Here is a 17584-nt window from a genome sequence, read left to right on the forward strand (position 1 = left end):
CCGGATTCAGCTGAGGAGCCGCGCGAACGTCAGGCGCTGGCCTTCTCCGCACGGTCGGCGAAGGTCTTCTTCGGCGGGCCGGGCACGATCATCGGCGCGCCCGTGACCGGGTCGTCGATGACGCTGCAGTCGATGCCGAACACGTCGTGGACGAGCTCGGCGGTGACGATCTGCGAGGGGGCACCCTGGGCGACGATCGCGCCGTCCTTCATCGCGATGATCTCGTCGGCGTAGCGGCACGCCTGGTTGAGGTCGTGGAGCACGGCGACGAGCGTGTGCCCGTGCTCGTGGTTGAGCTGGGCGAAGAGGTCGAGCAGTTCGATCTGGAAGGCGACGTCGAGGAACGTCGTCGGCTCGTCGAGGAGGAGCAGCGGCGTCTCCTGGGCGAGCACCATCGCGACCCACACCCGCTGCCGCTGACCGCCGGAGAGCTCATCGACCTGACGGGCCGAGAGCTCCTCGGTGTTCGTCGCTCGCAGCGCGGAGAGCACAGCGATCTCGTCGGCATCCGTCCACTGCTTGAGGAACGACTGGTGCGGGTGGCGGCCGCGCGCGACGAGTTCGCCGACCGTGATGCCCTCCGGGGCGATCGAGCTCTGCGGCAGCAGGCCGAGGCGCTTGGCGATCTGCTTCGTCTTCAGCTTCGTGATGTCGGTGCCGTCGAGGAGGACGGTTCCCTTCGCCGGCGGCAGGAGACGCGCGAGGGCACGCAGCAGCGTCGACTTGCCGCACGCATTCGGTCCGACGATGACGGTGAACTTCCCCTCCGGGATCCGCACGTCGAGGTCGGTGACGATCTGGCGCTGGTCATAGGCGAGGTCGAGGTTCTCCGCCATCAGCGGCGCCGGGGCGTCGACCCCTGAGGATGCGCGGTCTGCGGCCATGGTGTGAGCGCTCATTGTGCCCTCCGAGCTTCTTGGACGAGTAGCCAGATGAGGTAGACGCCGCCGATGCACACGGTGACGACTCCGACGGGAAGTTGGATCTCGCCCAGGGCGTGCTGGGCGATGAGGTCGGCCCCGACGAGGAGGAGCGCGCCCACGGCGGCGGCCATGAGCAGGCTCGTGCCCTGCGACCTCGCGATGCGCCGCCCGATCTGCGGGGCGGCCAGGGCGACGAAGGCGATCGGACCGGCAGCGGCGGTGACCACGGCGACGAGCGCGACGGCGACGAGGATGAGCGCCGCCCGCACGGGTTCGTTGCGCACCCCGAGGGCCTTCGCGGTGTCGTCGCCGAGCTCAAGCGTGCCGAGGTCGCGGGAGAAGAGTCCGCAGGCGATGCCGAGGACGATCGTGGCGATCGTCGCCGGCAGGATCGTCGACCAGCCCATGCCGTTGAGGGTGCCCGCGCCCCACGTGGCGGCGGCCATCGCGAGATCGAGGTCGGCGCGCATGATCAGCCACGTGTTGAAGGCGCTGAGCATCGCGGTGAGCGCGATGCCGACGATGATGAGCCGGAAGCCCTGGACGCCGCCCTTCCACGTGAGGACGTAGACGAGGACGGCGGTGAGGATGCCGCCGAGGATCGCGCCGAAGGCGGTGGAGACGAAGCTCGTGCCGAAGAAGATGATCGTCACGATGCCGCCGGTGTAGGCGCCGGTGGAGAAGCCGATGATGTCCGGGCTGCCGAGCGGATTGCGCGTCAGCGACTGGAAGACGGCTCCGGAGACGCCGAGGCCGGCCCCGAGGACGATGCCGGCGACGATCCGCGGGGCCCGCCATTCGCCGACGACGGTGTTGACGATGCGCTGGTCAGCGATCCCGAAGAGACCTTCGAACACCTCGGCGGGGGTGAGGGAGAACTCCCCGAGGAGAAGGCCGAAGAAGCCGCAGACGAGGGCGAGGAACGCGACGATGCCGGCGGCCACGACGACGCGGACGTCGATGCGGTGGCCGAGCACCCGGGCCATGGGCCGACCGAAGTCGATGCGCTCCCCCGCGGCCGCGCCCTTGCCGGGGACGAGTTCGCGGACCGGGCCGGTGTCTGCGGCTGCCGATGTCGGGCTCACAGGCCGCTCGCTTTCTTCCGGCGCACGAGCGCGATGAGGACGGGGGCGCCGACGAACGCGGTGACGACGCCGACCTGCAGCTCACCGGGCTTCATGACGACACGGCCGATGATGTCGGAGGCGAGCAGGAGGATCGGGGACAGGATGAGCGAATAGCTGAGGATCCACCGCTGGTCGGGGCCGACGATCCACCGCGCGATGTGCGGGATCATCAGCCCGATGAAGCCGATCGGACCGGCCGCGGCGGTGGCGGCTCCGGCGAGGAGGGTGACGGCGATGATCGAGAGGATCCGCGTGCGGTTGACCGAGGTGCCGAGGCTCGCGGCGAGATCGTCACCGAGGGCGACGGCGTTGAGCGAGTGCGAGAGCGCCAAGGCGAGGACGATGCCGATCGCGATGAACGGGACGACCGCGGAGACGGTGTCGAAGTCGCGGCCGGCGATCGCGCCGACGTCCCACGAGCGGAACGCGTCGAACGCGCGTTCGTTGGTGAGCAGGATGCCCTTCGTCAGTCCCGTGAGCACCGCGGCCACGGCGACCCCGGCGAGGGTGAGACGGATGGGATCGACCGTGCGGGTGCGCCCGGCGGAGCCGATGACGTAGACGCCGGTCGTTGCGAGCAGGGCGCCGAGGAAGGCGAACCAGACGTAGCCGCTGATCGAGGTGATGCCGAAGAATCCGATGCCGACGGTGACGGCGAACGACGCCCCGGCATTGACGCCGAGGATGCCGGGATCGGCGAGCGGGTTGCGGGTGAGCGCCTGGATGAGCGCCCCGGACAGCCCCAGTCCCATGCCGACGATGATGCCGAGCACGGTCCGCGGGAACCGCAGCTCGAGGACGACGAGCTGATCGTCGCTGCCGGAGGGGGCGACGAAGGCGCCGATGACCTCCGAGACCGGCATGTCCCGCGTGCCGATCGCCAGGGAGGCGAGGATGACGACGACGAGGGCGACGAGCGCGATGACGAGGCCGATGGCCCGTCTCGCCTTGAGTGCGGCCGAGGTCGAGGGCTTCGATGAGGAGTCTGCTGTCGCCGAGGCGGGGGTGGCGAGAGCAGTCATCGGAAGATCCTCGGAGGTCGATTGATTAAGGACAGGCTAACCACAATCTAGCCCACTTGCGTCCCTCAGCCAACCGCCTCCGCGCTCATGCGGATGTGATCTTGCCGATCCTCTCAGAAACCTGACGCTGGATGCGCGAGAGCATTCCGCTCATGCCCCGCAGTCGCAGCGGGCTCACCGCTGCGGTCAGCGACAGCCGCAGAGGCAGGTCCGCGGGGACGGAGAGCACCGTCTCAGCGGACTGCCCGTCGAGGCCCTCGGAGAGGATGCCGGCGAACCCGCGGGTCGTCGGCGCCTCCGGTGGGGCGGAGAAGTGGAGGCGCACGGTCGCCTGCTCTCCGCTCGCGGGGTCGTCGACCTCGGTGACGAGGAAGATCGGCGACTGGCATTCGGGCACCGGTTCGAGGAGCTCGGGATGATCGGCGTACTTCGCCGGCAGCTCGGGCAGCTCGCTCGAGAACTCGAGTAGCAGCTGGAGCCGCTCGGCCGGTTCGGTCTCGGCGAAGTCGGTGACGATCTCGGCCAGCGAGTCCGGCAGGTCGGAGGTGGTGATGTCCGCAGCCATCAGCGTGCCGGCACCTCGCCCGGTTCGGTGCCCGTGGCGATCGGCACGCGCACCGCGTTGCCCCACTCCGTCCACGATCCGTCGTAGTTGCGGACGTGGTCGTAGCCGAGCAGGTGCTGGAGGACGAACCACGTGTGGCTCGAGCGCTCTCCGATCCGGCAGTACGCGATGACATCGTCGGAGGTGCCGAGACCCGCCCCGTCGGTGTAGATGGCACGCAGCTCGTCCACGGTCCGGAAGGTGCCGTCCTCGTTCGCGGCCTTCGCCCACGGCACCGACTGCGCCCCGGGGATGTGACCGCCGCGCAGGGCACCCTCCTCGGGGTACGCGGGCATGTGCGTGCGCTCGCCGCTGTACTCCTCGGGGCTGCGGACGTCGATGAGCGGGCGCGTGCCGAGCCCGTCCCTGACCTCGGGCAGGAAGGCCCGCAGCGTCTGGTCGTCACGCTCGACGACCGGGTAGTCGGTGGCCTCCCGCTGCGGCTTCTCGGTCGTCATCTCCCGGCCCTCGGCCTCCCACTTCGCCCGGCCGCCGTCCATCAGCCGGACGTCGGCGTGGCCGAAGAGCGAGAACACCCAGAGCGCGTAGGCGGCCCACCAGTTGGACTTGTCGCCGTAGAAGACGATCGTGTCGTCCCGGGAGATCCCCTTGGCGGCCATGAGCGCCGCGAACCCCGCACCGTCGACGTAGTCGCGGGAGACGGGGTCATTGAGTTCGGTGTGCCAATCGACCTTGACGGCACCGGGGATGTGGCCGGTCTCGTAGAGGAGGACGTCCTCGTCGCTTTCGACGATGACGACGCCGGGATCGCTCGCATGCTCGGCCACCCAGTCGGTGCTCACCAGTCGGGATCCGTCGGCGTAGTCGGCGAACTTGGGAGTCTGGTCGATGGGTGCGCTCACGCGTTCCTCCTGTGGGATCGATGTCAGTTCAGCGTGTCCGAGGCCGCTGCGGCCGCCTCGGCGGTCGGTGCAGCGTCCTCTGTGGCGACAACGCCGTGTTCAGCCAGCATATTCCGGTCGGTTGAGGAACGTCCGCAGGGCCGTCACGAACGCCTCCGGCTTCTCCGAATGGACCCAGTGGCCCGATCCCTTGACGGTGACGAGCGTGGTCCGGGGGAAGAAGGAGCGCATGAGCGGCAGCTGGGCGCGGTCGATGTAGTCCGATTCCGCGCCGGCGACCCAGAGCACGGGGCGGGGGAACTGCCGTGCACCGGTGTCCGCAGCGACGAGGTCGGACGCTTCCGGAAAGCCGCCGATGACCGGGAGGTTCGCCCGCAGCATCGTGAGGTTCGGCTGCCACGCGTAGCCGCCCGCATCCGGCCTGAGGTTCTGCAGGAGGAAGCCGCGCACCGTGGGGTCGGGGATCGTCTCCTGCAGGGCCGCATCCGCCTCGGTGCGCGAGGACACGGTGTCGAGGTCGAGTTCGGCGAGGCTTGTGAGCAGGTGGTCGAACGTGCCGACGTCTCCCCCGCCGCTCGGGGCGATGTCGACGACGACGAGGCGGTCGACGAGGTCGGGGTGGCGCAGTGCGAGCACCATCGCGACCTTGCCCCCGAGGGAATGGCCGACGAGGTGGACGGGGCGATCCTCAGGATCGGTCGCCTCGGTGATGGCGGCGGCTACGGCATCCGCGGTCGCGACGTAGCTGAAGGCGTCCGTCCACGCCGATTCCCCGTGATCGGGGAGGTCGATGAGGAGGCTTGAGAACTCCGGGCTCAGGGCCTTCGCGATCGACGCGAAGTTCTTGCCGCGCCCGAACAGTCCGTGGAGGAAGACGATGAGCTTCCCCGTGTCTCCGATGCGTCTGCTGGCGATCTCACTCACGCCACCAGCCTACCCGTCAGCGGCGCCCTGTCACCGTCTTCGCCAGCGCGGCCAGGGAGGCGTCGAGGAAGGCCGGCGGGAAGACGGGGAAGCCGCCGAAATCGTCGCGCACCGCCTGCGTCGTCCCCGACCAGTCGTAGGTCAGGGTCACCTCGGTGCCCCCGTCGACGGGCGCGAGGTCGTAGCGCCAGCGCCACCCGCCGACGGCGACGTCGCCCGTGCCGTCGTCCTGGCCGGGATCCCAGCTGATCGCCGTGTCGGGTTCGAAGGCGGTGACGACGTTGTCCATCCGGTAGGCGCCGCCGGCCTGTTCGAGGAACATGTTCATCGAGAAGACCTGCCCGACGCGGGTGATCGGTTCGGCGGAGATCGCCGAGCGCACCCAGTCGCCGGGTTCGGTGTCCTGGTGGCGGCCGGGATCGGCGAGCACGGCGAAGATCTCCGCCGGTGATGCTGCGATGACGCGGGTGCTCGACATCTTGTCGCCGGGATAGGTGGTCTGGGAGCGGGCTGCGCGCGTGTCGGCCATGGCCTCAGCCTAGGCACGGGGAGGGGAATTGGGAAGTCCGCGCCGAGGGCGCCGCGAACTCATGGGTAGGGTGTGGACATGGACTTGCACTTCTCCGAATACGACACGCGTGTCGCCGGCTACGCCGTGATCGTCAACGACAGCGATGAGATCCTGCTCAGCTGGTTCAACGGCGGTGGCGAGCCCAACCGTGCCCTGTGGACGCTGCCGGGCGGAGGCATCGATTACGAGGAGAGCATCGAGGACGGCACTGTGCGGGAGATCCGGGAGGAGACCGGGTTCGACGCCGAGCTCCTCCGCCCGCTGACGACGCACAGCTTCACGGAGAAGCACCGCCGCAGTGGGCGCCCCTTCAAAGGTGTGCGAGTCGTCTATCTCGCGCGGATCCTCGGCGGCAGCCTCGGCACCCTCGAGGTCGACGGCACGACCGACAGGGCCGAGTGGATCTCGATTCCCGCGCTCGCGCGCATCCGGCACGCCCGCATCATCGACGTCGGCCTCGAGGCGTGGCGGGCCGATGCGGCGAAGCGGCAGAACAGCCGGTGAGGGTCTCCCGCCGCCTGCCGCAGGCCGCTACTTGACCGCGGGCTTGAGGAGCTCCGGCATCGTCTGGGCGGCATAGCGCGCCGAGAGCACGGAGTTGAGCGAGAACGCCTTGCGCACTTCGTCGTCGTCCTGGGTGAGCACGACCGAGCGGCCGTCGGCGACCGCGGGAATCCGCTGGAACGCGGGATCATCGGTCACCTCGGTGTCGGGGATGTAGATGGGGAAGACGAGGAGGATATCCGCGTCGAGGTCGTCGAGCTTCTCCTCCGACACCGGGACCGTGAAGCCCTCGGGTTTGAGTCCGTCGATCGTCGGGGACTGGGTGAATCCGAGGTTCTCCATGAACTGCACGCGCTCGGTGCCCTTGATGTAGGCGCCCCAGCCCTCGGAGGTCTTCGCCGCCACCGTCACGGACTTCCCGTCGAACTCGGGGTTGGCGTCACGGGCGACTGCGAACTCGGCGTCGAGGTCCTCGAGCTGCTTCTTGCCCTTCTCCTCCTCGCCGAGGGCCTCGGCGACCATCGTCACCTGCTGATCCATCGACGTCAGGTAGTTGTCGCCGCCTTCGGGCGGGCCGACCGTCGGGGCGATCTCGCTGAGGCGGTCGTAGCGCTCCTGCTCGCCCGAGCTCTTCGTGTCGAGGATGAGGTCGGGCTCGAGTGCGGCAATCGCCTCGTAGTCGGGTTCGAGCGTGGCGATGATCTCCGGAGGCGTGTCGTAGAGGTCCGCCGCCCACGGTCCGACTCCCGAACCGCCGAACTCGACCCAGTCGGAGGCGCCGACGGGCTGGACGCCGAGGGCCAGAGCCGTCTCCGCATCGCCCCAGCCCAGAGCCACGACGCGCTGCGGGTCGGCGGGGACCTCGACGGCGCCGAACTTCGTGTCGACGGTGGCACCGGCAGCGGCCGTCTCCGCATCGCCGGTGCCGCCGCCCGAGCACGCGGTGAGCAGGAGGACAGAGGCGAGGATGGGGGCGAGGATTCTGCGCATGGATCTCTTTCGTCGAAGTTTAGGCAAGCCTAGCTTAATCGACGGTGCGGCGATCGGGTCACTCGGCGATCGGGTCGCTCGGTGATCGGGTCATTCGGCGCTCGGGTCGCTCAGCGCTCGGGTCTGATCTCGAGCCCGTCGACGTCGACCCTCTCCAGCGGCACGAGTCCGGCAGGGCGGCCCTTGACGAGCCGGTAGATGCCCCACACGAGGAGGAAGGCGGGCAGGCCGATGTAGGCGGAGGCGACCTCGAGGACGCGGCCGTCGACGACGGCTTCGATGTTCTGTCCGGCGACGACGACGATGAGCATGATGAGCGCGATGATCGGCCCGATGGGGAAGAGCGGCGCCCGGTAGGGCAGGTCGGCGACGCTGTGACCCTGGCGGACGTAGGCGCGACGGAACCGGAAGTGACACCAGGCGATGCCGATCCACACGATGAACCCGGAGAGACCGGAGACGTTGATGAGCCAGGTGTAGGCCGCCCCGTCGCCCATCACCTCGGTGAGGAATCCGAAGAGCCCGATGAAGGCGGTCGCGAAGAGGGCCATGACGGGCACACCGCGGGCGTTGAGACGGGCGAACAGCCGTGGGGCGGTGCCGTCCTTCGCCATCGCATAGAGCATGCGGGTCGAGGCGTAGAGTCCGGAGTTGCCGGCGGAGAGGATCGCGGTGAGGATGACGGCGTTCATCACGCTCGCGGCCACGGCGATGCCCGCGCGTTCGAAGACGAGGGTGAACGGGGAGGCGGTGATGTCGTCGTTGTCCGCCGCGGCGAGCAGGGACGGATCCGTGTAGGGCAGGAGGAATCCGATGACGACGATCGCTCCGATGTAGAAGAGCATGATCCGCCAGAACACGGTCCGGATCGCCCGCGGCATGTCGCGGCGTGGGTCCCGGGACTCGCCCGCGGTGACGCCGACGAGCTCGGTGCCCTGGAAGGAGAAGCCGGCGATCATGAACACGGAGATGATCGAGACCCACCCGCCGACGAACGGCGCCTCCCCCGTCGTCCAGTTGCTCAGTCCCGGTGAGCTGCCGCCGATGATGCCGGCGATCATGAGGACGCCGAGGACGAGGAACGCGAGCACGGCGGTGACCTTGATCGCGGCGAACCAGAACTCCCCTTCGCCGAAGGCGCGGGCCGAGAGGAAGTTGAGGCCGGTGAGGAGGGCGAGGAAGACGGCCGCCCAGATCCATGCGGGCACGTCGGGCAGCCAGAAGGACATGATGACGCCGGCGGCGACGAGTTCGGCGGCCAGGGTGATCGCCCAGTTGAACCAGTAGTTCCAGCCCATCGCGAAGCCGAAGGAGGGACTGACGTACTTCGAGCCGTACGTGTGGAAGGACCCGGCGACGGGCAGATGGGTCGACATCTCGCCGAGGGACTGCATGACGAAGAGGACCATGACCCCGATGACGGCGTACGCGAGCAGCGCCCCGCCGGGGCCGGCTTGGGAGATCGTGCCGCCCGACCCGAGGAAGAGGCCGGTGCCGATGGCGCCGCCGATCGCGATCATCTGCAGGTGACGCGACCGCAGTCCCCGCTTGAGTTCCCGGGAGTTCTCGTTCCGGGTGGTCGTCGCCGAGGTGGCCGGCTGTTGCATTGTGTCCCCTGCTCGCATTCGGTCGGGTCCCGATTGCGGGCCCCGGCCATTCTTATCACATGAAGGCGACGGGAGCGGTGCGTGCAGGATGGCCTGAGCATCGGCACTCGCGCCCGGGCTGCGAGCCCACCGCCCTCACGACCGGTCGAGGAAGCGCAGGACCGCCGCGACCCGACGGCTCGTCGTCTCCCCCGCCTGGAGGTCGAGTTTGTCGAAGATCGCGCTGATCGCCTTCTCCACCGAGCTGATCGAGACGTAGAGGCGCTCGGCGATGCCGCGGTTCGACAGTCCCTCGGCCATCGCCGCGAGGACGTCGTGCTCCCGGGGGCTGAGCGCCTCGAGCGTCGACTGCCGCTCCGAGGTGCGCAGGAGCTGCCGGACGACCTCGGGGTCGATGACGGTGCCGCCGGCGGCGATGCGCATGACCGAGTCGAGGAACCGGTCGATGTCGGTGACCCGGTTCTTCAGCAGGTACCCGACACCGACCGATTCGGAGCTGAGCAGCTCGGTCGCGTACTCGTGGAGGACGTACTGGCTGAGCACGAGCACTCCGATGTCCGGGTGGGTGCGCTTGATCGTCAGCGCCGCCTCGAGGCCCTCCGTCGTGTGCGTCGGCGGCATCCGCACGTCGACGATCGCCAGCTGCGGGGCCAGGGCATCGACGGCGGCGAGCAGCTGGGTTCCGTCATCGACGGAGGCGACGACGGAGATCCCCTCGTCCTCGAGGAGACTGCGCACGCCCTCCCGCAGGAGGACGGCGTCGTCGGCGAGGACGACGCGCAGCGCATCACGGCTCGCCGGCGTCGACGTCGGCGCATTCGTGCGGGTGGGGTCAGTCATAGGGGATCTCCGCTCTCACTGTGGTGCCCTGACTCACCGGGCTGATGATCTCGAGTCGGCCGTCGAGCGCACTGACCCGCCGGGAGAGGCCCTGGAGCCCGCCCCCACGCAGGTCAGCGCCTCCCCGGCCGTCGTCGACCACCTCGGCGACCATTGCGGTCCCACCGTCGTGGACGCGGATGGTGATCGCCGAGGCGGCGGCGTGCTTGACGACGTTCGTCACGGCTTCGCGGACGACGAAGTACGCGGCCGATTCGACGGCCTGCGGGATGCGCCCGGCCGGCTGCTCGAGGATCGTCACCGGCACCGGGCAGTGGTCGGCGATGCGCGTGAGCACCGACGCCAGCCCGTGCTCGTCGAGGGCGGTCGGGTAGACCCGCCACGCCACCTCCCGCATCTCGTCGATGAGGTCCTGGGACTGGACGAGCGCACTGTCGAGGAGGGCCGCCGCCTTCTCCGGGTCGTGGGCCCGGCGGGCGCGGGCGATGAGGACGGACAGGGACACAACGTTCTGCTGCACCCCGTCGTGGAGGTCGCGTTCGATGCGGCGGCGTTCGTCGTCGATGGCGACGACGACTCCGCGGCGGGTGGTGATGAGCTCGGTGATGCGGCTGTGGACCGCGGTCGGTCGGCTCACCTCGCCGGCGGAGGCGTCGATGCGCCCGTGCAGCCAGTTGCCGAGTTCGGCGAGGAGGACCGCGCCGATGAGGTTCGCCGCCCCGTAGAGGACGCCGACGAGGAGCAGCGGCTGGCTCATCGTCCACAGCGAGAAGCTGATCGTCACCCCGCCGCCGGCGAAGAGGCCCTGGATGAGCGCGCCGAGGGCGACGAAGACGAAGCCGGTGAGGAGGTTGACCACGGGCACGGCGATGAGGAGGGCGACAAGGCCGGTCAGGGCGAAGAAGCCGCGCCCCGGCCGGGCGTCGGCGAGCACGATGCCCAGGGTCCGCTCCTGCCGGGTCCGCTCCCAGGTGAGGACGCGACGGGAGAGCGCCGAGGCGGGCGGGAGGCACGCGGCGAGCAGCAGCGGCAGGCAGAGGAGGCCGCCCCACAGCACCCCGAGAACGGAGAGCGACCACCGCCTGAGGAACATGCGGGGTTCGCGCGGGATCGTCGCGGGCCACGGCATGGCTCGATCGTAGCAACGCAGGTCAGGGCGTCTGGAGGGGTCAGACCTCACATCTCGTTCCGGTTTTCCGCAGCGCGACGGCCGGTGAACCCGTCCCGGGAATGCGCTCCGCCTCGTATCGGCGAACACGGCCGCGTCACTAGGGTCGATGACCATGGACTTCGCTCTCGACCTCATCCAGCAGACGCTGACCTCCCCCTGGCTCTACCTCCTCATCGCCGTCGTCACCGCCCTCGACTCGCTCGTCCCGATCGTGCCCTCGGAGACCGTCGTCATCACTGCCGCCGCGTACGCCGTGACCGGCAGTCCGGCGGCGGTGGGCATCATCGCGGCGGCGGCCGTCGGTGCGCTCCTCGGCGATCTCGCCGCCCACCTCGTCGGTCGCGGCGGCAGTCGCGCCACCGACCGGTGGGTGCGGTCGGCCCGGCTGCGCAGACTGCTCGCCTCGACGGCGGAGATGTTCGCCGTCCGGGGCGGCGCGATGCTCGTCGCGGGGCGGTTCATCCCCGGCGGGCGGACGGCGACGACGATCGCCTCGGGGATGCTCCGCTATCCCCTGCCGCGGTTCCTCGCCGTCGACTTCCTCGGGGCGCTGGCGTGGGCGGTCTGCTCGACGGGCATCGGGCTCCTCGGCGGGGCCGTGTTCGCCGATCAGCCGCTGTGGGGTGTCGTCCTCGGCGTCGGCATCGCGCTCACCCTCACCGCTCTCGCCGAGGTGGCCCGCCGTCTCCGGGCGCAGCGGAGGACTGCGGCGCCCGGGCCCGCTGCCGCCGAGCGCGCCCGGCTCATGCGCTCCGGTCGAACTCGCCTGCTCGCAGCTGCACGAGAGTGAGATCGAGCAGCGGAGTCGGCACCCCGAGGTCGCGCGCCGTCGTCTGGAGGTGGCCGAGGATGTGCTCGGTCTCGTTCGGCAGTCCGGCCGTGACGTCCCGGTAGAGCGAGGAGGTGAAGGCGGAGCCCTCGGCGGTGAGCATCGACAGGGTGGCCGCCCGGGCCCGCGCGGAGACCGGGTGGCCGGCGGCCATGGCGACGGCTTCGAGTTCGTCGATGATCCCCACGACGTGGGGTTCGCCGCCGGCGGCCATGATCGCGCCGACCGGTGCCCGGAAGAGGCACGTGACGACACCGGCCGCGGCGATGAACACCCATTTCTCCCACAGGGCGTCGTCGATGCCGTCGATGACCTGCAGCCGAAAGCCGGGGACGTCGAGCGCGTCGACGACCGCGGGTGGGACCTCTCCCCCGCCGAGGCGCCCGATCGTCATCGTCGCGAGATCCGTCATCTGGACGATGTCGGCTCCGCGCATCGTGCCGACGATCTTGACGAGCCCGCCGAGCACCTGCCCGGGGAACTCCGCCTCGAGGCGACCGATCTGCGCCATCCCGTTGAGGAACGGGATGATGAGGGTCTGGGGTCCGACGGCCGGCCGGACGTCGGCGATGATCGATTCGAGGGCACCGGCCTTGACGGCGACGAGGACGAGGTCGACCGGGGTCGGGTCGGCCGCGAGCTCCTCTGCCGTCGTCACGGTCACCGGATTCGTCCGGTCCTCGTCGGGGGCGATGAATCGCAGGCCGCTCTCTCTCAGGGCCTCGGCGCGGGCGGGCCTGACGAGGAAGGTGACGTCGCGTCCGGCTTCGACGAGGCGGGTGCCGAAGGCGCCGCCGGTCGCGCCGGCTCCGGCGATGAGGATTGTCACAGGGTGCCGTCCTTCGTGGTCGTCGCGGTGGTCGTGCCGGTGGTCGTGTCGGGGTCAGCGGAAGTCAGCTGCGCGCGCAGCCGAGCGGCCGCCTCGGCGGGGTCGGGCGCCTCGGTGATCGCACGGACGACGACGATGCGTGACGCCCCGGTCTCCTGCACGGACCGGAGACGATCACCGGCGGAGATCCCGCCGATCGCGAACCACGGCTTCGCCGTCGTCCCGCTCACCGCCGCGAGCGGATCGAGTCCGGCCGCCGGGCGACCGGGCTTCGTCGGGGTCTCCCACACGGGTCCGAGGCAGAAGTAGTCGATCTCCGGGTCGGCGGCAGCGGCGAGCGCCTGCTCGACCGAATGCGTCGACCGGCCGAGGATGACGTCGTCGCCGAGCACCGTGCGGGCCTGCGCGCTCGTCAGGTCGCCCTGCCCGACATGGAAGAAGTCGGCGCCGACGAGGAGAGCGACATCGGCGCGGTCGTTGACGGAGAAGAGCTTCCCGTGCCGGTGGGCGGCATCGCGGAGGATCTCGAGGGCGGCGATCTCCTCCCTGGCTTCGAGACCCTTGTCGCGGAGCTGGATGATGTCGACGCCCCCGGCGTAGGCGGCGTCGAGGAACTCACCGAGGTCGCCCTGCTGCGTGCGGGCGTCGGTGCAGAGGTAGAGCCGGGCGGAGGCGAGCGCACGGGTCCGCGCGGCGTCCCGGCCGGCGGCGTCGCGGTCGACCGGGTGGCCCGCGTTCTCAGCAGGGGCGGTCACGGGGTCTTGCACTGCGGGAGACGTTGGCATCGTGGGAACCATGCTCCTAGAGTAGAGGAGTTCGCGGGAGCCTCGCTGGGAGGCTGAGAGGGCTTCGTGCCGACCGCCTCACCTGATGCGGGTCATGCCGCCGGAGGGAGAATCGCATGGACGTCATCGTCGTCGGCGCCGGGATCATCGGCCTGGCCACGGCGTGGGAGCTGCACCGGCGCGGGGCGGCCGTCACCGTCATCGATCCGCACCCGGGCGCGGGCGCCACCGCGGCCGCGGCCGGGATGATCGCCCCTGCCGCCGAGATCGCGTGGGGCCAGACTCCGCTGTTTCCGCTCATGCGCGTCTCCGCCGACCTCTACCCGGAATTCACTGCGGCACTGACCCGGGAATCGGGGGCCGACCTCGGGGAGACGGCGACCGCCACACTCGTCTGCGCCGGAGACCGCGCGGATCTCACGGCCCTGCGCGAACTCAGCGCCCTCCAGTCCGCGGCCGGTTCCGACCTCGACCTGCTCACCGGATCCCGCGCCCGCGATCTCGAACCAGCCCTGGCCCCCGGTGTGTGCGGGGCCGTCCTCATTCCCGGCGATCATGCGATCGATCCCCGGCGGGTGACGCGCGCGCTGCTCACCGTCCTCGGCGACCGCGTCATCGAGGACCGGGTGACGGGACTGGTCGGCGATGAGGGATCACCGACCGGCAGTGCCCCGGCCCGGACGACCGGAGTCGAGCTCGCCTCAGGGCGTCGGCTGCACGCCGATCAGGTCGTGCTCGCCGCAGGCATGGCCCACAATGCGATCGCCGGCGCTCCCGCGCTGCCGCTGCGGGCCGTCCACGGCGACGTCATCCGCCTCCGCTCGGATACCGGCGCTCCCCCGCTGCTCACCCGGACGATCCGGGGACTCGTCGCCGGTCGGCCCGTCTACGTCGTGCCGCGGCCCGATGGGGAGCTCGTCCTCGGGGCGACCTCCCGGGAGGACGGCCAGGCGGGCATCCTCGCCGAGGGCGTCCACCGTCTCCTCCACGACGCCGAACGCCTCGTGCCCGGGCTCCTCGGATGTGAGATCACCGAGATCACGGCACGGGCCCGGCCCGGCTCGCCCGACGACCTCCCCCTCCTCGGTCGCAGCGACCCCGGTCTCGTCGTCTCCACCGGGTACTTCCGCCACGGGGTTCTCCTCGCACCGTTCGGCGCCCGCCTCGGCGCGGATCTCGTTGTCGGCGCGGACTCCGCGTGGCTGCCCGTCGGTGCGCGCGCGGCTGTGGCACCGGCACGGTTCGAGTCCGACCACCCGCCATCATCACCGCAGTCACCTGGTGCACCACTGCTGACAGCAAGGAAGGGATCATGACCATCACACTCAACGGCGACCGCCGGGACATCACTGCGGGCACGACCGCCCGCACCCTCGTCGAGGACATCACCGGACGGCAGCTGAGCGAAGACGGCACCCCTGTCGACGGCGGCCGCCTCGGGGTGGCCCTCGCCGTCGACGGCGAAGTCGTGCGACGCGGCCTGTGGGCCGGCTTCACCATCACCGACGGCCACACCGTCGACATCGTCACCGCAGTCCAGGGAGGCTGACATGAGCTGGACCATCGACACCGTCACCTTCGACTCCCACCTCGTCATGGGCACCGGTGGGGCGAGCACTCTGCGCATCCTCGAGGACGCCCTGACCGCCTCGGCGACAGAGCTGACGACAGTCGCGATCCGCCGCTTCGACGCCGCGGCCAGGGATTCGGTGTTCGCGCTCCTCGAGCGACTGGGCATCCGCTCGCTGCCGAACACGGCCGGTTGCTACACGGCCCGCGATGCCGTGCTCACTGCCCAGCTGGCCCGGGAGGCGCTCGAGACGAACTGGGTCAAACTCGAGGTCATCGCCGACGAGGACACCCTGCTGCCCGACCCCGTCGAACTCTTCCGCGCCACCGAGGAGCTCGTCCTCGACGGCTTCACGGTCTTCGCCTACACGAACGACGATCCCGCGCTGGCGAAGCGGCTCGAGGACGCCGGGGTCGCCGCGGTCATGCCGGCCGGCGCCCCGATCGGCTCGGGCCTGGGCATCCTCAACCCGCACAACATCGAGACGATCGTCTCCCGCGCCCAGGTGCCCGTCATCCTCGACGCGGGCATCGGCACCGCCTCGGACGCCGCCCTGGCCATGGAGCTCGGGTGCACCGCGGTGCTGCTCGCCTCCGCCGTCACCCGCGCGCACGACGCCCCGGCGATGGCGCAGGCGATGCGGCTCGCCGTCGACGCCGGTCGCCTGGCGGCTGGAGCGGGACGGATCCCCAAACGCCCGCTCGCGCTCGCATCGTCGCCCGACGACGGGCGGGTCACCGCGGAGACCGCCCGCACGACCTCGGTCGAGAACCTGGTGATGGGACCGTGAGACCGCTCGTCGAACCCGGACCCGAGCTCACCGCCGCGGAGATCGCACGCTACTCCCGGCATCTCAGCCTGCCCGATGTCAGGGTGACCGGTCAGCGCCGCCTGCGCGCGGCGAAGGTCCTCGTCATCGGCGCCGGCGGTCTCGGCGCCCCGGTCCTCCAATACCTCGGGGCGGCCGGGATCGGGCAGCTGACCGTCGTCGACGACGATGTCGTCGACGTGTCGAACCTGCAGCGCCAGATCCTCCACCGGGACGCCGATGTCGGCCGTCCCAAGGTCGAATCCGCGCGCGATGCCCTGCTCCGGCTCGATCCCGGCCTCACCGTCGAGACCGTTGCCGAGCGCCTCAGCCCCGACAACGCCCTCGAGCTCTTCGCCGCCCACGACCTCGTCATCGACGGGGCGGACAACTTCGCGACCCGCTACCTGTCCAACGACGCCGCCGAACTCACCGGCACACCCCTGGTGTGGGGGACGATCTTCCGCTTCGAGGGGCAGGTGAGCACGTTCGCCCCCGGTCACGGTCCGATGCTGCGTGACCTCTTCCCCGACATCCCCGACGCCGATTCCGTGCCGAGCTGTGCTGAGGGCGGGGTTCTCGGAGTGCTCTGCGGGCTCGTCGGGTCGCTCATGGCCGCGGAGGCGATCAAGCTCATCTGCGGCATCGGCGATCCCCTGCTCGGCCGCCTGCTGCGGGTCGATGCGCTGAGCACGAGCTTCACGACGCTGCGCTTCTCGCCCGACCCGGACCGCCCCGCCGTCACCGATCTCGCCGAGGTGGCCGCAGCGTGTGCGGCACCCGCGGTGGGGGCTCCGGCTCCGGTCGGGGTGGCGGAGGTCACGGCCGACGAGGTCCGCGCGCTCACCTCGGCGCCGGTGATCGTCGATGTCAGGGAGACGTGGGAGCGGGAGCTCGAGGCGATTCCCGGCAGCGTGCACGTCCCCCTCGACGACGTCGTCGACCGCGGCTGGCAGTCCCTCGCCGAGGCGGTCGGCCCGGCCACCGACATCGTCGTCCACTGCAGGTCGGGGGTGCGGTCGGCTCGCGCCGTCTCGGCAGTGAGCAGCGAAGCGCCGCCGAACGTCCGCATCCGGTCATTGGCCGGAGGCATCGAGGCGTGGACGGCGACGGAGTCTACGCCAGTTCGCTGAGGCGGCGACGCAGTCCGTGCTCCCCGGCTCGCATGACGATGCCGTGCATGCCGGCGGAGGCGGGTCTGAGGACCCGGACGGATCGCCGCCTGGTCGTCACGCACCAGGTCGCGGAGATCGCGGTGAGCGGCCCGGTGCGCGCCAGGGTCCAGACGCCGACGCCGCGCAGGTCGCCGTCGGCGAGGAGGCGCACCTGCTGCGGTGGAGTGAGGTCCTCGATGGACAGCGTGATGTCGAACGCGACGCCGAGGGGGCTGCGCACGGTGATCTCCGCGCGGCTGCCGGGGTGGACACCGGAGTCGTCCCTGGTGGCCGCGGCGATGCCCGGCCACCATTGCGGCCAGGCCTCGACGTCGGTGAGGACCGACCACACCGCAGCGAGGGGATCGGCCACCCGCCACACCGACTCGAAGTGGAAGGGCGCGGACTCACCGGGGCGGGGGCAGGTGTGCTCGTGGCTCATGGCGGGCCTCCGTTCGACGCG

General features: G+C 70.5%; 20 protein-coding genes and 1 riboswitch. Of the genes, 6 read left to right on the forward strand and 14 right to left on the reverse strand.

From position 1 onward, the window contains the following. Nucleotides 1-29: 29 nt before the first annotated feature. The 7 genes from ABD154_RS10385 to ABD154_RS10415 all read right to left on the reverse strand — a co-directional run bounded on the left by ABD154_RS10385 (nucleotide 30) and on the right by ABD154_RS10415 (nucleotide 5992). Nucleotides 30-899 carry an ABC transporter ATP-binding protein gene (locus ABD154_RS10385; RefSeq protein ID WP_344251194.1) on the reverse strand — a complete coding sequence of 290 codons (870 nt, stop codon included), beginning with the start codon at nucleotides 897-899 and terminating at the stop codon, nucleotides 30-32. Next, entirely contained in the window at nucleotides 896-1909 is a 1014-nt protein-coding gene (locus tag ABD154_RS10390; protein WP_425546729.1) for a FecCD family ABC transporter permease, read from the reverse strand. The genes ABD154_RS10385 and ABD154_RS10390 overlap by 4 nt, the downstream gene beginning before the upstream one ends. A gap of 95 nt (nucleotides 1910-2004) precedes the next feature. Further along, nucleotides 2005-3072 (reverse strand): iron chelate uptake ABC transporter family permease subunit, encoded by a 1068-nt coding sequence (locus tag ABD154_RS10395; RefSeq protein WP_344251196.1) that lies wholly within the window; start codon nucleotides 3070-3072, stop codon nucleotides 2005-2007. Nucleotides 3073-3157: 85 nt separating this feature from the next. Further along, nucleotides 3158-3637 (reverse strand): SufE family protein, encoded by a 480-nt coding sequence (locus ABD154_RS10400; protein WP_344251197.1) that lies wholly within the window; start codon nucleotides 3635-3637, stop codon nucleotides 3158-3160. Then, nucleotides 3637-4539 carry a sulfurtransferase gene (locus tag ABD154_RS10405; protein ID WP_344251198.1) on the reverse strand — a complete coding sequence of 301 codons (903 nt, stop codon included), beginning with the start codon at nucleotides 4537-4539 and terminating at the stop codon, nucleotides 3637-3639. Before ABD154_RS10405 ends, ABD154_RS10400 begins: the two co-directional genes overlap by 1 nt. 99 nt (nucleotides 4540-4638) lie before the next feature. Then, on the reverse strand, nucleotides 4639-5463 hold the full coding sequence (locus ABD154_RS10410; protein ID WP_344251199.1) for an alpha/beta fold hydrolase: 825 nt from the start codon (nucleotides 5461-5463) through the stop codon (nucleotides 4639-4641). A gap of 16 nt (nucleotides 5464-5479) precedes the next feature. Further along, the gene (locus ABD154_RS10415) at nucleotides 5480-5992 is read right to left on the reverse strand and encodes an SRPBCC family protein (protein WP_137824655.1); all 513 of its coding nucleotides are present in this window, start codon (nucleotides 5990-5992) and stop codon (nucleotides 5480-5482) included. A gap of 78 nt (nucleotides 5993-6070) precedes the next feature. On the opposite strand from ABD154_RS10415, the gene ABD154_RS10420 reads away from it, so the two are divergent. Continuing rightward, entirely contained in the window at nucleotides 6071-6538 is a 468-nt protein-coding gene (locus ABD154_RS10420) for an NUDIX hydrolase (RefSeq protein ID WP_344251200.1), read from the forward strand. Between the two features lie 27 nt (nucleotides 6539-6565). Here ABD154_RS10420 and ABD154_RS10425 read toward each other — a convergent pair whose 3' ends face one another. The 4 genes from ABD154_RS10425 to ABD154_RS10440 all read right to left on the reverse strand — a co-directional run bounded on the left by ABD154_RS10425 (nucleotide 6566) and on the right by ABD154_RS10440 (nucleotide 11104). Further along, a complete protein-coding gene (locus ABD154_RS10425; RefSeq protein ID WP_344251201.1) occupies nucleotides 6566-7528 on the reverse strand; it encodes an ABC transporter substrate-binding protein in 963 nt (320 codons plus the stop codon). A gap of 110 nt (nucleotides 7529-7638) precedes the next feature. After that, nucleotides 7639-9135, reverse strand: a complete 1497-nt coding sequence (locus ABD154_RS10430) for an amino acid permease (RefSeq protein WP_344251202.1) — start codon at nucleotides 9133-9135, stop codon at nucleotides 7639-7641. A gap of 135 nt (nucleotides 9136-9270) precedes the next feature. After that, nucleotides 9271-9975, reverse strand: coding sequence for a response regulator (locus ABD154_RS10435; protein WP_425546727.1), 705 nt, complete (start codon nucleotides 9973-9975; stop codon nucleotides 9271-9273). Next, entirely contained in the window at nucleotides 9968-11104 is a 1137-nt protein-coding gene (locus ABD154_RS10440; RefSeq protein ID WP_344251203.1) for a sensor histidine kinase, read from the reverse strand. Before ABD154_RS10440 ends, ABD154_RS10435 begins: the two co-directional genes overlap by 8 nt. Nucleotides 11105-11252: 148 nt before the next feature. Between ABD154_RS10440 and ABD154_RS10445 the strand changes: the two genes are divergently transcribed. Further along, nucleotides 11253-11936 (forward strand): DedA family protein, encoded by a 684-nt coding sequence (locus ABD154_RS10445; RefSeq protein ID WP_344251204.1) that lies wholly within the window; start codon nucleotides 11253-11255, stop codon nucleotides 11934-11936. On the opposite strand, the gene ABD154_RS10450 is transcribed toward ABD154_RS10445, so the two are convergent. Next, on the reverse strand, nucleotides 11890-12804 hold the full coding sequence (locus ABD154_RS10450) for a ketopantoate reductase family protein (protein WP_344251205.1): 915 nt from the start codon (nucleotides 12802-12804) through the stop codon (nucleotides 11890-11892). The genes ABD154_RS10445 and ABD154_RS10450 overlap by 47 nt on opposite strands. Continuing rightward, nucleotides 12801-13589, reverse strand: a complete 789-nt coding sequence (gene thiE / locus ABD154_RS10455; RefSeq protein ID WP_344251206.1) for a thiamine phosphate synthase — start codon at nucleotides 13587-13589, stop codon at nucleotides 12801-12803. The genes ABD154_RS10450 and thiE overlap by 4 nt, the downstream gene beginning before the upstream one ends. A gap of 23 nt (nucleotides 13590-13612) precedes the next feature. Beyond that, nucleotides 13613-13715, forward strand: a riboswitch (TPP riboswitch). Here thiE and thiO point away from each other — a divergent pair. The 4 genes from thiO (at nucleotide 13706) to moeB (ending at nucleotide 17100) form a co-directional block, all read left to right on the forward strand. Continuing rightward, nucleotides 13706-14905 carry a glycine oxidase ThiO gene (thiO, locus tag ABD154_RS10460; RefSeq protein WP_344251207.1) on the forward strand — a complete coding sequence of 400 codons (1200 nt, stop codon included), beginning with the start codon at nucleotides 13706-13708 and terminating at the stop codon, nucleotides 14903-14905. It overlaps the preceding riboswitch by 10 nt. Further along, nucleotides 14902-15138: a sulfur carrier protein ThiS gene (gene thiS / locus ABD154_RS10465; RefSeq protein WP_137824667.1), complete on the forward strand. Its 237-nt coding sequence runs from the start codon at nucleotides 14902-14904 to the stop codon at nucleotides 15136-15138. Before thiO ends, thiS begins: the two co-directional genes overlap by 4 nt. Nucleotide 15139: 1 nt before the next feature. Then, entirely contained in the window at nucleotides 15140-15949 is an 810-nt protein-coding gene (locus ABD154_RS10470) for a thiazole synthase (protein WP_344251208.1), read from the forward strand. Continuing rightward, nucleotides 15946-17100 (forward strand): molybdopterin-synthase adenylyltransferase MoeB, encoded by a 1155-nt coding sequence (gene moeB / locus ABD154_RS10475; protein WP_344251209.1) that lies wholly within the window; start codon nucleotides 15946-15948, stop codon nucleotides 17098-17100. Before ABD154_RS10470 ends, moeB begins: the two co-directional genes overlap by 4 nt. On the opposite strand, the gene ABD154_RS10480 is transcribed toward moeB, so the two are convergent. Beyond that, entirely contained in the window at nucleotides 17084-17563 is a 480-nt protein-coding gene (locus ABD154_RS10480; RefSeq protein WP_344251210.1) for an SRPBCC family protein, read from the reverse strand. The two genes, moeB and ABD154_RS10480, sit on opposite strands and share 17 nt — an antisense overlap. Nucleotides 17564-17584: the final 21 nt, after the last annotated feature.

Origin of the sequence: Brevibacterium sanguinis, assembly GCF_039528855.1 — a bacterium.
GTDB classification, from domain to species: Bacteria; Actinomycetota; Actinomycetes; order Actinomycetales; family Brevibacteriaceae; genus Brevibacterium; species Brevibacterium sanguinis.